General features: G+C 47.5%; 13 protein-coding genes and 2 pseudogenes. 7 read left to right on the top strand and 8 right to left on the bottom strand.

Annotation, left to right across the window (positions count from 1 at the left end; translation table 11 throughout):
• Nucleotides 1-188 (bottom strand): annotated as a pseudogene (locus JYJ62_RS16005) (helix-turn-helix domain-containing protein); the annotation flags it as partial.
• A gap of 214 nt (nt 189-402) precedes the next feature.
• Between JYJ62_RS16005 and JYJ62_RS15425 the strand changes: the two are divergent.
• Both JYJ62_RS15425 and JYJ62_RS15430 read left to right on the top strand, forming a co-directional pair.
• On the top strand, nt 403-858 hold the full coding sequence (locus tag JYJ62_RS15425) for a methyltransferase family protein (RefSeq protein WP_205343133.1): 456 nt from the start codon (nt 403-405) through the stop codon (nt 856-858).
• A 74-nt stretch (nt 859-932) separates the two neighbouring features.
• Complete coding sequence (locus JYJ62_RS15430) at nt 933-1,301, top strand: translation initiation factor Sui1 (RefSeq protein WP_205343134.1); 369 nt, start codon at nt 933-935, stop codon at nt 1,299-1,301.
• A gap of 218 nt (nt 1,302-1,519) precedes the next feature.
• On the opposite strand, the gene JYJ62_RS15435 is transcribed toward JYJ62_RS15430, so the two are convergent.
• Genes JYJ62_RS15435 through JYJ62_RS15455 form a run of 5 tightly spaced genes read right to left on the bottom strand, consistent with a single transcriptional unit; the run spans nt 1,520 to nt 5,450 of the window.
• On the bottom strand, nt 1,520-3,547 hold the full coding sequence (locus JYJ62_RS15435; protein ID WP_205343135.1) for a hypothetical protein: 2,028 nt from the start codon (nt 3,545-3,547) through the stop codon (nt 1,520-1,522).
• 11 nt (nt 3,548-3,558) lie between these two features.
• Nucleotides 3,559-4,212: a PilW family protein gene (locus tag JYJ62_RS15440; RefSeq protein ID WP_205343136.1), complete on the bottom strand. Its 654-nt coding sequence runs from the start codon at nt 4,210-4,212 to the stop codon at nt 3,559-3,561.
• Nucleotides 4,200-4,580 (bottom strand): hypothetical protein, encoded by a 381-nt coding sequence (locus JYJ62_RS15445; protein WP_205343137.1) that lies wholly within the window; start codon nt 4,578-4,580, stop codon nt 4,200-4,202. The genes JYJ62_RS15440 and JYJ62_RS15445 overlap by 13 nt, the downstream gene beginning before the upstream one ends.
• Nucleotides 4,558-5,004 carry a pilus assembly FimT family protein gene (locus JYJ62_RS15450; RefSeq protein ID WP_269751433.1) on the bottom strand — a complete coding sequence of 149 codons (447 nt, stop codon included), beginning with the start codon at nt 5,002-5,004 and terminating at the stop codon, nt 4,558-4,560. Before JYJ62_RS15450 ends, JYJ62_RS15445 begins: the two co-directional genes overlap by 23 nt.
• Nucleotides 4,998-5,450 (bottom strand): type IV pilin protein, encoded by a 453-nt coding sequence (locus JYJ62_RS15455; RefSeq protein WP_205343139.1) that lies wholly within the window; start codon nt 5,448-5,450, stop codon nt 4,998-5,000. Before JYJ62_RS15455 ends, JYJ62_RS15450 begins: the two co-directional genes overlap by 7 nt.
• Nucleotides 5,451-5,862: 412 nt before the next feature.
• Here JYJ62_RS15455 and JYJ62_RS15460 point away from each other — a divergent pair.
• Nucleotides 5,863-6,105 (top strand): annotated as a pseudogene (locus tag JYJ62_RS15460) (stress response translation initiation inhibitor YciH); the annotation flags it as partial.
• A 314-nt stretch (nt 6,106-6,419) separates the two neighbouring features.
• Here the strand turns inward: JYJ62_RS15460 and JYJ62_RS15465 are convergent.
• Nucleotides 6,420-6,926, bottom strand: coding sequence for a pilin (locus JYJ62_RS15465; RefSeq protein ID WP_205343140.1), 507 nt, complete (start codon nt 6,924-6,926; stop codon nt 6,420-6,422).
• A gap of 588 nt (nt 6,927-7,514) precedes the next feature.
• Between JYJ62_RS15465 and JYJ62_RS15470 the strand changes: the two genes are divergently transcribed.
• The 4 genes from JYJ62_RS15470 to JYJ62_RS15485 are packed head-to-tail and all read left to right on the top strand — an operon-like array spanning nt 7,515 to nt 13,988.
• On the top strand, nt 7,515-11,213 hold the full coding sequence (locus tag JYJ62_RS15470; RefSeq protein WP_205343141.1) for an ATP-binding protein: 3,699 nt from the start codon (nt 7,515-7,517) through the stop codon (nt 11,211-11,213).
• Entirely contained in the window at nt 11,210-11,842 is a 633-nt protein-coding gene (locus JYJ62_RS15475) for a condensin complex protein MksE (RefSeq protein WP_205343142.1), read from the top strand. Before JYJ62_RS15470 ends, JYJ62_RS15475 begins: the two co-directional genes overlap by 4 nt.
• Nucleotides 11,839-13,086, top strand: a complete 1,248-nt coding sequence (locus JYJ62_RS15480; protein ID WP_205343143.1) for a hypothetical protein — start codon at nt 11,839-11,841, stop codon at nt 13,084-13,086. The genes JYJ62_RS15475 and JYJ62_RS15480 overlap by 4 nt, the downstream gene beginning before the upstream one ends.
• Complete coding sequence (locus JYJ62_RS15485) at nt 13,083-13,988, top strand: DUF7281 domain-containing protein (protein WP_205343144.1); 906 nt, start codon at nt 13,083-13,085, stop codon at nt 13,986-13,988. Before JYJ62_RS15480 ends, JYJ62_RS15485 begins: the two co-directional genes overlap by 4 nt.
• Nucleotides 13,989-14,150: 162 nt before the next feature.
• Here JYJ62_RS15485 and JYJ62_RS15490 read toward each other — a convergent pair whose 3' ends face one another.
• Nucleotides 14,151-14,630 (bottom strand): NYN domain-containing protein, encoded by a 480-nt coding sequence (locus JYJ62_RS15490; protein WP_205343145.1) that lies wholly within the window; start codon nt 14,628-14,630, stop codon nt 14,151-14,153.
• Between the last annotated feature and the right edge of the window lie 180 nt (nt 14,631-14,810).

Raw genomic sequence — 14,810 nt, forward strand, 5'->3', positions numbered from 1 at the left:
AGATCAAGCTGGACGTTGGCCAGCGCCAAGCTGTCCACCTCTTTGAGCCATTGAAATTCTTTTTTGTACTGGGCGGGAGTGTTTTTCTGCGTGGTCTTGGTTTTTTCGTAATGCTCGATTTTATCGTGAAGCATTTTATTCCAAATAAACCGTGCGCAACCAAAAGACTTAGCAAAAAACTCTTGCTGTTCAGTGTTTGGCTAGAGCCTGTATTTATAGGCTTTTAGTATGTATGTACTCATGCTGTATATAATACCAGTAGGCGGCTGTAGTGCAAAGGCTTCATAAGACAACAGGCTATCGCCTGTACCGCATTCATCCCCCCACCTAAGAGGTGGGGGAATTCTGCTGGATTTTTGTTAAACTAATGCGCATATATAAATCTACAAGGTGTGCCTCAAAATGCGTAAGCCTTATTTTATTCTTCCAGCGCCTGTTGTCTATGTTGTGTTTCTCTTGCTGGCTTGGGGATTAAGTGCGCTGTGGCCTATGCCGCTGGCGAGTAATCCTTGGACATGGTTCTTTGGCTGGACGGCGATTGATGCTGGTATGTTGATTATGTTGTGGGCGGCATGGCTGATGCTGTGGCGTAAAACCACGCTAAATCCTTATGGTAAGCCGCAACAGTTAATCACCGAAGGGCCGTTTCGTGTGACGCGTAACCCTATTTATGTGGCCGATACCCTGTTGTATATCGGTGTGGCGTTACTCTTTGCCGATGTCTGGGCTTGGATCTTTTTGCCGATCGTGGTCTTTGCGGTAAGTATGGGGGTGATCCGTCATGAAGAACGTCTGCTGGTGCAGCATTTTGGTGATGAGTATCGTCAGTATATGAGTAAGGTGCGTCGCTGGTTATAAGCCGGTTTGGCGCGCTGAACTGCTGCGCGCCTGAGTGATATGGCAATACGATTTAATTTGCAACGAGGTACAGAGTGAAGAAAGCGAGTTCTTTTTCAGCCTTGAGTGGCTTGGTCTATTCAACCGACAGCGGCCGTCATTGCCCAGAGTGTGAGCAACCACAGGCTGATTGTGTTTGTACTGCGGGCCCGCTTAATAGCGGCGACGGCATCGCCCGCGTACGCCGTGAAAGCAAAGGGCGCGGTGGTAAAACAGTCACGACTATCCAGGGGTTATGCCTCACTGCTGACGAGCTAAAAACCCTTACTGCAGCGTTAAAGAAACGCTGTGGTTGTGGCGGGTCGTTAAAAGATGGAGTGATTGAAATTCAGGGTGATCAGGTTGAGTTGCTGCTCGGGGAGTTACGTCAGCGCGGGTTTACGGCGAAGAAGTCGGGTGGGTGAGTCTTTGGGGGATATCTTCTGCTTGTGCCCAAGTACGCAGGACTTTCCAGTTAATGCAGGTTTTGCTAACTGTTAAGGTGGACAGATTATATGAACGACTTGCAACTAAAGCTGCAAGTTTCCAAGTCGTAGTCTAGACAGTCGGAGAGTGTCGACTATTGTCTAGACGCGTAGTATTTTATGTGATTAACAAGATCCTGAGAGTTGGAGTTTACTACTTATAGATAACGTGACCAGAGTATCTCGGCTGTATCAACCGTTCCAGTATCTGGTTTATTCGGGGCCGAATTTTGGTTGTTGCCTCCACCCATATTGGGTATGTTACCAGGGTTGTAGCCTGGTGGTAGGTTTTGTAAATCAATCGTCGTGCTTCCTCCGAATGGGCTGACTGAGCCAGAACCTTGCCCAGCAGCAGTTACGTAACCGTGTATGGTCGTGTTTCCGCCAGTCCCGAGTGAGTGACCAGAAATTACACTGCCAAAGATCTCTGTAGATGATCCTAGGCTAATAATGCCGCCGTTAAATGTCGATGTAGCATCATAACCTCCTGCAAGTAAGGCAATGTTTCCGATACTGTTGTTAATTAATGTTGTACCTTTACAAAAGTTAGTTGGGTATAGGTTTTTAAAGCGATCAGTAGGGTATTTTGGATACTGGTTTAAGCAAATAGTTTTGTAGCCAGCATAATTAATTGACGTGGTAACATGGCTTCCACTGGTTTCGATATTGCCTGTGGCAATGAATGTGTTATAAAAATTACCACTTGTTAAAGTTAGATTCCCCTCGAACCACATAATGCCGGGGGCTAGATTTTTACCTGTTACCACCCAAGTGCCGTTATTAAATGAGAAACAAGCATTTTGGTATGAATTACCTTGGCAGATTGTCTGACTGTCGATATAGGATATTGGCTCAGAACATATTCCGCTATCGCTTACCTCTTTACAAAGGTAGTCGACGCGATCATTATTTTGTGCAGTGTATTTACCAATATAGTAATCCCCGTTAGGGATGTTGTTAATGTCACGTACGGATACTTTTGTTTTACTTCCTTCTCTTTGAAAAACATAATTGGCTGACTCTTTTAAGTTGTAGGCGTCAACTTTTGGTTTTGTTAAGGTGAGTTTGGTAATTGGGAGCATAGTTGTAATTGAGACTGGCGATGGAGCGCTAACATTCTGTCCCGCACAGCTTTTAGTAGAAACCTTCGCTTGGATACTAGAGAACTCTTTCCAGTTTACAGAGGGGCATGTAATTGTGCCTTCGCTTCGTGCTGTTGCAACCTTGGGCCAGTTCGTGATGTCTATGTTACCTACTGCGTTTGCACTGGATAAACTACCATTGCTGATCGCGATAGTTTTTCCAGCAGTAAAAGTACCGTGAGTGGCGCCACCACTAGTCGCTGTTATGAAGCCCAGTGCATTGGCGGTGGTAACACTGCCATTGGTGATGGTGATATTGCCGTTTGCATTAAGAATACCTTTAGTGCCGCTTGAATTGATGGTGATATCTTTTAGTGATGAGGCAGTGAGCACGTTTGCAGAGCCCGTTAGGGTGATATTTCCATTGGCGTATAAATTATCAACTTTAATACCGCTGCCAATAGTGATGTCACCATTGGCATTTATAGTCTTGATCCCTGTGATGGAGGCGCCGCCTAAATTAACGTTACCATCAACATTGAATATAGCTGCGTCACTTCCGAGCACTTTGATATTGCCTGTTATGCTCATATCAGTAGCGAAGCTTAAGACATTATTGTTGTCTCCGCCATTATCACCATTGCCACCACTGCCACCACTGCCACCACTGGAAAATATGATGTTGTACACCACTTCAAGTGTTGAGGTGGCCTTTGCGACGGTGTCGAAATAGCTGATTTCAGCGTGAATGCGGCGAGGAGCAGTGCTACCACTTTCGCTTGGCGTAAGCGGTGAAACTTTAGCTGTGACAGGGTTTTCATTGAGATTGAACTTGAGTGGTTTTTCTGGGTTAAATCCTTTTAATGTTGTTTCATCAAGCGTGTTTAAATACAAGCGTACTGCCTCTGCCGCTGCCCATACACCCGCTTGCGAGTGCGTGGCTGCGTGCACAGTTATTTGTTGCTCCTGGCTGGTGCGTACTGAATACATCACGCCGAGTGCGGTGACTGTTAAAGCCAGTCCCATCAGCATGATTATAAGAATGGTTGCCATGCCGCGTTGTTGTAGGGGGGGCGAGAGATGACCTCTAAAGATTGATGGCATAATCGTAACCCCTATGGTGTTGAGCGAATGTTAGATAAGCAGACGGTGTAGGTGGTTTTAAGTGCATCAGCGGATGAACTATTGGTTGCTTCAATTGTTATTTTTGGTTGCTTAAAGGTATTGCCTACACTGTAGTTGCTGCAGGCTGTGGTATCTGTTTTCTCGAACGTCAATACTGTTAGTGGTGCTAAAACCGCTAAGTTCGTTATAGCGTCTGAGCCCGTACCCCATGATGCTTTTAGCGCAGTGTCGGACTCTGCAACTGAAAGGGTGCTGAGTGCAGCGTTACAGTCAGGCTTATGTAACAAGGTTAAAGTGCGATAGTTGAGCTCTGTTTTTATTGGATGTGGGCGTAACAGAAGCCCGCTACATGATGTTTTTAACGTGTCCAAATCCTTGTAGCGCCAGAGTATGGTAGCGGTACTAGGAAGGTAGATGTTGGCACTACCGTCGAGACCAAATCCTGCGCTTTGCAGTTCAAGTTGCGCTGTGAGCAGGGCTGAAGCAAGCCCCCCGTCATGATTGGCGTCTTGTGTCGCGATAACAGCAACTTGCACTAGGTTTTTGTACAGTGCGAGCATGGCGACAATAGTCAGCAGGGATAGCACAGTTCCAACCAGTAGACTGATTAACGTAAAGCCACGTTGGTTGTTTATTCTTCGCATTGTGCTGGCCCTACGCAGATCTTATAAGCCAAATCTTTTTCTTTAGTGGCTGATAATGAATATATAGGGAGTATTACTGTTTTTCCATCAATAATTACTGAGATGTTTTTTGTGTAGCTTTTGATAGTAAAGCGATCTCCGTCGATCGCTATTGGATTAATAAGAGTCAAGTCGCCAGCTAGCAGTTTTTCCCGTAACTTACTAACCACTAAATTATGCACATTCATATCTTTTTGGCTAACAGATACGCGTGAAATGGTATAGACCAGACCCAATCCAATAATCGCCAATAAGAGCATGCCGATCAGAGCTTCGATAAGAATATCACCACGTTGTTTGTTTTTTTTAATTAATAGTGAATTTTTCACTTTTGCCTCCAATAGAGAGGGTGTACTCACTCTGAAGGTTGCAACTGTTACTGGCTACAGGCAGCCCTCGATTAGATATGGCCAAGCAGCCGAAGACCGTCTCACTGTTTTTAATGATGACGACTGCTGGTAGCTTTGCGCTCCATACTGTCGTGCCAGTGCAGGTGGCCGCCTGATAAAGTGATAGTGTCGCGTTATCGTTGCATAAAACAGCAGCGGCTTGGCTGCCGGTGACTCCCTTCTCGTTGCGCTGAGCCAAGGCTTTTGCTCTACCTACACCTTGGCGAAGTAAGCTTTCTGCTTCATGTAGCTTGGCGCTATCGCTCCAAGTGTTTGTAAAGGGGGCTGCTAGCATGATAAGGAATGCTAATAGAGCTAAACCAATCATCAGCTCGATTAAGCTAAAACCACGCGAAGTTACCATGTTGTTCCTAAATTTAGGCACTCGCTGGCAGTACGAGCATTTGTCTGATCTAAAGTCAGAATGCAACCCGTTAAGGCGCTGCTGGTGCCGGTAGCTTTCACTGTATACTTGGTACTGCTGGCATTGGTCAGCTCATATTTGAAATCGCTCCCTTGTGCAGGGCTCCAGCCACTAAATAATGCCTTGGTCGCTGCCGTATCGGCTGTGCCCGATGCGGGGTAAGACAGTCGACGCTGATAGTAGTTTTCTACATGCAGGCTGAGCGCAACAAGGTCAGCTTGTGCGGCTTTGATCTTGCCTTTGAGGATATAGTTGGTGTAAGCAGGTAGAGAAATGGCGCTAAGAATTCCGATAATGGCAACAACCAGCATTAACTCAATTAAGGTAAAGCCGTAATGTTTATGGGAGGGTGAGGTGTTTATTGATACGACTCTATGAGCCTGCATTGCTTACTCCCCAGCTGCAGCTGATACTTTTCTTACTAGTATTTAACTATACACAAGTATTTAGTTGCACGCTAGAATTCTCTTCAACAGAAGTTGCTTAAGCTTAGTTAGCATTCAAATATAGTAATGAATTGATTTTTTCAGTAGAGTCTCGCAATATGAACGTCCTTAAGTCCTCCCTCTATTAATCTAAATTTTTTTATTAGAGTAAACTGCTGACCGGTGGATGGTCTTTAACCATTATTGCTCTCTAACGATCTCAATCAGCCAGTTATACGCTGGTAACACACCAATGATGCTGCTCTTCTACGCGTACAGTCTAGTTCAGTACATTCCTTCAGATAGACGATAAGAGTCGTGTCTAGTTATTGCTGTGACATTGCATTCAAAATAGCCTGCGCCGAGCAACAGCGGCGACGGCATCGCCCGCGTACGCCGTGAAAGCAAAGGGCGCGGCGGTAAAACGGTCACGACTATCCAGGGGTTATGCCTCACTGCTGACGAGCTAAAAACTCTTACTGCAGCGTTAAAGAAACGCTGTGGTTGTGGCGGGTCGTTAAAGGATGGAGTGATTGAAATTCAGGGTGATCAGGTTGAGTTGCTGTTGGAAGAGTTACGTCAGTGGGGGTTTATGGCGAAGAAGTCGGGTGGGTGAGTCTTTGGGGAATATCTTCTGCTTGTGCCCAAGTACGCATGTCTTTCCAGTCAATGCAGATTCTGCTAGCTGTTAAGACAAAAAGAATATGTCAGCGCGAGGGTTTAGTCTGTATGTTTGGTTGCTAAATGAGGTGTTAAGCGTTGAATACATAATAATCTAAATCAGAGATTACTAAACGGTATGAGTGTTTTTTGAGTAACTAAATTTATTGTAAAAATAAAAAATGACCAACTCGTAAGAGTTGATCATTTCATTTTAAATCAGTTTGACTAAGTAGTCATAAAACCTGATTTTATTCTAATTCACCTTACTTATGTACGGCATACCGCTGGTACATATTTACTTGCGATAGTACCTTTAGCTGCCAATGCAACTGCGTTGGCGGTTATAGTAGTTGCTGAGGTACAAATCCAAGTAATAGAGCCAGTACTTGGGATGGTTGAAGCGGTAGCTGTTCCAGCTAATGCTATACCAGCCGCCGTAGTGCCGTCGACAGGAACCAGAACCAAAGTTTTTCCCCCGTCAATTGATGCGTCATATGTAATAGTAATGTTTCCAGTTGCTTCAGCAATTGCCACTGATGCGACGTTTTTTGTTGCTCCTGGTGCTTGCCAGCCAGAGTTGAACGGTGCGCCATTTGCTGCATTTTCTGAAACTGCTGTTTTAGCAGAAGAAGCCAAAGATAGACCTTCAGTTACTTTTGCGCGAATTGTATAGTCTTGATACGCAGGCAGCGCCACTGCCGCCAAAATACCAATAATCGCAACAACGATCATTAACTCAATGAGGGTAAAACCCTTTTGCATTTGTGCTTTCATGATGAAACTCCAGTTTTTTGAGAGAAAGGCTGTGTGCCCTATCTGTAATAAAGCAAAGTCTGTGCCAGGTTTTACTTTGTGCCTGCTTTGTCGACGGATTGTCGCTGTTGCTGATACTTCGGCTGCACATCATTGTCGGTAACGCCCATATTTGCTACATCTGCGCGGTTCTGCGTGTTGCGCTCTGCACGGATTAAAGATGCTCGCAGGTATAAAGAGTGCTGCCAAAAAACTGACGAGCAAGATTTTTTCTCAAGTTAAGCCCTTGCTCTTAGCATGGACTTGTCACTGAGTGACGTTTTTTGTCACAAGCTGCCTTATCGTGCCGGTCAAAACTATTTTTCTAACGTTGGCTGGCGCTTGTGCTAGCCGCAGTGTCGGTTATTAAGCGGCTGTTTAGCTGAGATCGCCGCCTTGGCTTCGGGCGAGGCGGCGCCAGAGCATCTGCTGCAGCCTCGTCGGCTGTTTGCCTGAGAAAACCCCGCGCTCAGCCTGCAAATCCCCACCAAACTAAGGTAATCTTAACGCCTTATTTATCGCGCCGATTCTCGATACGTCCTGCCATCGCCTGGAGCTCAGAGCAACACTATGTCTCATTTACTGCGCATCATTATGATCAATGGCCACCTGCAAGGCATCGTTGAGCTTGATCTCAATGGCCACACCAATATCTGCGGCACCAATGCCTCAGGGAAAACCACGCTGCAGCGTTTGATTCCGGTGTTTTATGGTGAGCGGCCGAATAACGTCGTGCCGAAAACGCGGAAAAAATTCGACCAATATTACCTGCCGCACAGCGACTCGTATCTGATCTACGAATACCGTCGCGAAACCGGCACGACTTGCCATGTCACTATCACCCGTAAAAAAGACGATGGCATCAGTTACCGCTTTATTAATAGTGCCTATCGCCCTGAGCTTTATTTAAGAAGCAGCGCCGAAGGTCAAGCGCAAGCGCTGAGCTATCAAGAATTTACCGCGCATTTACGCCAGCACAGTATCGAGTACTCCAATCTGGTCGATACCATTAGCGAATACCGCAGTATTATTCAAAATGACTTTAGCCTGTTAACCGGCAGCTTGCCGCGAGCCGAATCGACACGCCTGCGGCAAACCGCGTTGCGCTACAGTCTGGCGGACAATCCGCACCGTTTACGTCATATCGAAAAGCTGGTTTCTGCGGTGCATGCCAAAGAAGGCAAGATGGACACTTTGAAAACCATGCTGGCGGCGATTTTTGAAGATGAAGGGGTGGCGCTGCCCACCACTAAAATCAAAAGTACTCAAGTGCGTGAGTGGCTGCAACAGGTTCGTCAATCAGCGCGCCTCAGCGGTTTACAGGCCGATATGCTTGATCTGGGTAAACAGGTCGATAGCCTCAATGCCATTGAGCGTAATCTTTGGCAGCTGCAGCCCTTACTGCTAACAGATGCGAGTCAGCTGGAGATGAGCTGCGCCGATAAAGACGCTGAGATCAAACGCGTTAAAGGCCAGATGGCTGAGCAAGAGCAGCATTATCGCAGTGCACAGCACGCACTGAACAGTCGCGAGAGTCAGGTTAAAAGTAAGCTTGTGCAAACTGAAGCCGATCTCAATCATATCGAGACAAGTTACCGCGATTTTAACCAACGCGACATGCCTGGGCTTGAACACGCGGTTCAGCAATTAGCCAACTGGCGCAGTGAAAGTGCTGAGTTAGAGACGCATTTACAGTTGCTGCGTGAAGCGGAAGGCGGCTCTCGACAGCAGTTTGATTTACATAAGTTTGAATTGACCGAACGACTCAATGAGTTTGTCGAGAAAACCAGCAATAAACAGCAAAAAATCCGCGACGAAGAATACGTCTTACGTCAGCAGCAAGAGCAGCAAAGAAACAAACTGGAACATGAGCAGCAGCAGCATATGCAAGCCCTGCGGGCGGAGTTTCAAGATAAACAGAACGAGCTTTTCCAGTTACAAGCGGATGTTAAGGCTCGTTTAACCGTCTCGCAGCTGACGCCGGCAGAACAACTTGATCTAGACACAGAGCAAGCGCGGATTGAAGATATTCAACTGCAACTGAGTCATCAGGGTGATGCTCTTGAACGCCTGCGCGAGCAGTATGAACAGTGTAAAACGCTACAAAATAATCATCTAGATGAGATTAAACAGCAGCGCACCAATCTCCGCCAAGCCGAACAGCGCTATAACCAGCTGAAGCGGCAGCAAGCGCCGACTGACGGCAGTCTGCGCCAGTTTCTGCAGCAGCAAATCCCCGACTGGCAACACAGCATTGGTAAAGTGATTCGTGAAGATTTACTGGAACGCAGCGATTTAGCACCCATCCTGAATGCTGACATCCCAGCACAGGGCAGCGAGCAACAGCTCTTTACTATGCGCTTGGATCTGGCCGCGATTGAGTTACCGCCTTACGCGCAAGATGAACAGGCGTTATTGACGGCTATTGCGCAGGCTTTAGATGATCGACACGCCGCAGAGACGTTGCTCAATAGCCTCGAAGAGGTGCAGAAAGAACACAATGCTAATAGCCAGCAGCACTATGATCGCCTGCAGAAAGCCCAGCAGCTGCGCGATCGTTATCGTGAGGATTTACGCTTTGCTCAAGAGGCACGGCAGCGTTTGCTTGAACGCCAGCAGCAACTGCAGCAACAACGCAAACACAGCCTGCAAGAGCAACAGCAACAGTTAGTCAAACAGCTGGAAAGCCTGAAAGCGCAACAGCAAAACACCTTGAAAGAGCGCGACAGTGCTTTTAAAAATATGCTGTTGGAGTATCAAGCCGATTGGCAGCAAGCGCTGCAGGCCTTGCGCGAAAGAATTGAGCAGTACAACGCGAGTATCAATACGAAGCGCCGTGAAACTGAGCAGCAAGTGCAGGAGCTGCAGGTGGCGCTTGAGCGTGAGCTGCGCGAGCAGGGCATTGATCCCGACACGCTTAAAAATATTGAGCAGCGTTTAAAAACTATGCGTCAGCAGATCAGTACGACTGAGGCGCGCAGTCATGAGTTGGACGATTATCGGCGCTTTTTGCAGATTGACTGGCAAGTGCGTAAACCCGAACTGCTTGAGCAAGAACATCAGCTGAAGCAAGATACCCTGAGTCTGGCTGAACAACTGAAAAGTCTTGAGCAGACTTTTTTAGAACAGCACAAACACGCCTTGCAAGCCATCAAAGCTAGCGAGCAACAGTTGGACAGTCAGCGCAAACTGTTAGAGCAGATACGCCCACTGCTTAAACAGTTGGAGTATTTCCCTGCGCCTGCCGAACATCAGGCGACAACGACTGAGCAGCATACCGGTGATTACGCCGAACGCATTGAGCGCGCGCGCCGTGCCTTACAGGATAAACAACAACTGGATGCACGCTTAAAAAATAGTTTGTACCTGTTTGAGCGTGAGCTGCTCAGTGATGCCAGTGCTCATTTTACTGATATTTGGGCCAGCCAGCAGCAACGTTTAGGCCTAACGCCCAGCCCGCAAGCACTGCTCGGCGCCTACCAAGAAATGCTGCAGATTTTGCAAAACCAACAGCAGAGTCTACTGGCGACCGGACGCAACTACGGCGCAGACTTACAAGGCTTCTTTACCGTGTTTAGTGACCTTAATCGGCGAATTAGCGCGCAAAGTCGCCGTTTAAGTGAAGAAGTTAGCGAAGAGTTTGTGCTGGAAGGGATCAGTAAGTCTGAGGTGAAAATCCAATCGACCATTGATGAGCTGGGTTTCTGGGGGCCGCTCAAGCGCTTTGCTAAACTCTATGCCGAGTGGGAGCAGGATTTTGAGCGTCTGCCCAGTGACAGTTATTTAGATGCGTTGAGTGATGTCGCCGAGCTCTTGCGTAGCGATCAGCAGTTCACTTTTGAAAGCTTGCTGCGCTTAGAGCTGCACCTGAATGAAGGCGGCACTGATCTGATTATTCGTAATGATCGGCAGCTGTTGGAATCCTCCAGTCACGGGATGGCGTATTTAATTCTCTGTAAATATTTGTTGGCCTTTACCCGTTTATTACGCGGCAAAGCCCAGGTCAGTATTCATTGGCCGATTGATGAAATCGGCACCTTGGCCTATCACAATGTGGAGAAGCTGTTTAAAGCCTGCGAAAACAACAATATCTTTATTGTGGGTGCCTTCCCTAATCCAGAATCGGATGTACTGAGCTTATTTAAACATCGCTATCTGATTGAAAAAGACAGCAGTAAAGGCTCACAGAGTCAGCTCAAACGTATCGAGCCTAAACTCAGCCGGCTGGCGCAACGCTTACAACAACACCGCGCGGAGGTCGCACAATGATGATGCAATACAGCCATTTACTTGAGCAGCTGTTGGCCGGTGGTTTTATTTGTGAAGTCACCGACAATCAGGGTTTTCGTTATCTGCAGGATGAACAGCAGCGCGAAGCGATTGATCACTACTTGCGTCCGTTAAACCGCCGCCTCGCCAGCAATCCAGAAGGCACCGTGTGGTTTTTAGCCTGGCGTGAATTAACCCAGCCGCTGCGTGATCAGCTTTCGCAGCAGTTTAAAGAGACCCTCGATAGCTTAATTCCCATGCTCAAACTCTTGCAGCTCACTCAAGAAACCATGGGGCATGAGAATGTTTTAACCGCTAACGATATTCTTAACCGTCATGACCTAGCGGCCCGCATTGAAAATAACCCCAGTCTGCGCGAGCAACTGCAAGCCTTAGTGCAAACCCGTTTTTTTCAATCGCAAAGTGAGGATGTATCAGGGCAGCTCAAGCAAGTCTTTGATCGTCTGCGCAGTCATGGTTACTTGCATCAGCCGCACAAAGACCGTCACCATTATATAGTGACTGGCAAAATCGATTATCTGATTGATCTGACCCGCTTTATTCGTGAAGAAGAACATATCTATATCGAAGAGGATGTAGCGCCCAGCCAAGAGGACCTGCTGGCATGAGTACTCTGGAGTACAACAGCGAGGCGGTTAAGCAAGGCATTGAACGGCTGAAACTGCTGGGCAAGTACAGCGACGTCTTAATGCAGAACTACTACGGCGTTGAATTGGATGAAGCGCAGGCCGGTGCACGGCTGGTCAATCAGTTGTTGCAGGCCAATATCCTTTGGCGACCGGATGAGGCGTCAGGCTTAAAACTGACGGGCCCAGTCCGTGAAATGATTGTGCATTTAATCGCCGATGAACAGCGCCGTAAGGTCAATGCTGAAGTCGGTGAATTTCTGGTTAATATCCGTTTATTAGTCGGGAAAATTAACGCCGCTGAACAACAAGGTCACTATCAAAACAGTACGTATTTGCAATCCAAACTCAGCCAAGAAGTGGATGATTTAAACAGTCGCATTGCTACGGGTATTAATAGCCTGTGGAATCGTCTAAATATCGACTTTGCTTTTGTCAGTACCGTGCAAGAAAAAATCCACGAAAACGAAAAAGCCCACAGTGAAGTGGTGCGTTGGCTAGATGGTTTGGAGTTGATTGATTTTAAGGAGCTGATTGCTTTTGCCGGCAGTAATGGTGGTTTGCGGCATATCTTAGTCCGCCAGCTGCAAGGCCAAGTCAGTGTGCACTTCAGTAGTTTGCGTGAAGTACAGAAGCGTCTTAATGAGCTGATGGCACGCTTTCGTCAGCAACAAGCGCGTAATCTTTTGGTGCGCGGCATGCTGCAGTTTTTTCAGCAGAAACCGAACTTTCAGCCCTCTGATTATGCCCAGCGCAGCCATGTGGTCGATCTGCTTAATCAAGCGGCCAGCGTGCAAGCCAGTGTCTCGATTGCTTTAGATCGTCATCAAGATAAACATGCGATGCAGCAGATGCTGGCGCAGTTACCGGCACGCCTTGAGCCTAGCGTAGATCTACCGCACGCCGCGCCAGCGCTGGCTTGGCAAGAAGATCAAACGATTCTCGCCAAACGTCGGGCTTTACATGAAGATGTGGTGTCGTTCTATTTAAACGTGCTGGATCAACAGCAGAGCCAAAGTGCTTTAGGTTATCTAGCCGAGGCGCAGCTGAGCTGGGACCCAGAAATCTGGCTGTATCAAGTGATCGCGGAATATCAAGGACTGGCCAGCAGCGATAAGCTAGCCTTCCGTTTACACTATGATGAGCACGCCGCAGGGCCGTTCAATACCGTGTTGATTATTGAAGATGTACAGCTGCAATTACTCAGTGAGGGTGTCGGCGCATGAGTCCAGATCTACCGAAAGTTGTGCGTAACGTCTTAAGTCGGGTGCAAGCCAAACTGCAGGAAAATACCTGCGTTCAGCAACCCACTAAACAAGCGAGCATGCAGCAGTTACGAGCCTGGTGTGAGCAGCATGGGCTAGATACTCATCCGTGGTTTGCCACGAATATGGTCAGTTTTGATCGCGATATCCTCGCACGTATTGAGCAGACTCTTGTTGAGCTGGGGTTACATCGTTTAGATGAGGATATTCGGCAGCAAGATCGTTTTCAGCAAAGTGATAGCAGTCGTGTCGAACATAAACACCTCGGTCTAGCCCCTAAAGAACGCCGAGTGCTGATGGCGCAGGCCAATTGCGGTGCCTATTTTCCTGAGTGGGTCAATACCTCGCCGAGCCAATGGGTGATGGATATTGATTGGCAAACCCTAGAGCTCAGCGTATTTGCTAGTGTGTTGGTGGTGGAAAATCTAGATAGCTTTTACGAGTATTTTAGCCATCATCCACAGCGCTACACATTGCCTGAGCTGGCGCTGAATGCTTTGGTCATCTATCGCGGTGATGGCCTCGAAAGTAGGGCGCGTAAGGCCTTAGTCGAAGCCTATGCGGCTACGGGTAAGCCTGTGATCTACTTTGGCGACTACGACAGCGCTGGCTTAAATATCGCTATACATGGTCTATATACGCATATGCTGCTGCCCAGCCTGCAACATCTAATCGACAACGCCTCTGATGTTGCCCAGCCAGCAGGGCAATTGCAGCTGGCTGGCAGTATAGACAAATACGCTGCGCAATTATCTGAGCACGACCCACTGAAGCGCTATTTAGTGCACAACATACAACGCCAAAAAGGCTTACGACAACAGGCGTTTAAAGGCGCGTTAGAGATGGTGCCAATCGCGCGTTAAGGCCAGTCCTGTGCTGAATCTGGTGCACGGTATTGACTGAGTTATCACTGTCGCCGGCATGGCCTCCCTCTGCGGTAGAGCGTGGTGTTTGTTGATCTACGCATACTGATTTCATACATCATTTGATGAGTAAAAGCACCTGCTTGGTCTGTGCAAATATGATTAGCGTGCTAGCAATAAGTCCCCGTCAATTGGGGTGAACTTTGAGGCCGCACGAATGAGTGAAAAAGCGGTAAACTCTGCTACACCAAAGACTTCAGCCTTAACCCCATACAGCTTCTGCACGCGTTCCAGCAAGACATCAAAATCGCCGTCACCGGAGGCTAATACTAACACGTCGGCCAAACCGGCAAACTCCATCGCATCCACCGCAATCCCAACATCCCAATCGCCTTTACGACTGCCGTCTCCCCGTTGTACATAGGGCTTTAACTTCACTTCAAAACCAATTGCGCGTAAAATATTTTGAAACTGCTGCTGCTTGGCGTCGCCTTTATCGGTTGCGTAAGCAATGGCTTTGACCACTTCACGTCCAGCGCAAACCTCGCGCCAGAAACGGTTGTAATCAAATCCTGTAGAAAATCCCTGTCGCACTGTATGGTAAATATTTTGCACATCCACAAGAATCACAACACGTTCCATTCCAAACTCCATAAAAAAGCAACATAGCGCACAAATATACACAGACAACCTGTACAACCCTGATTAAAGGGTGACCTTATGGCCCTTTTCGCTCATAATTAAAACTATATAAACACAAAGGGCCATCCAACCTGTCTGCAACGTATCAAATACAGCAAAAACCAATCTACGCTGACATAG

This window comes from Denitrificimonas caeni (assembly GCF_905120345.1).
GTDB classification, from domain to species: Bacteria; Pseudomonadota; Gammaproteobacteria; order Pseudomonadales; family Pseudomonadaceae; genus Denitrificimonas; species Denitrificimonas caeni_A.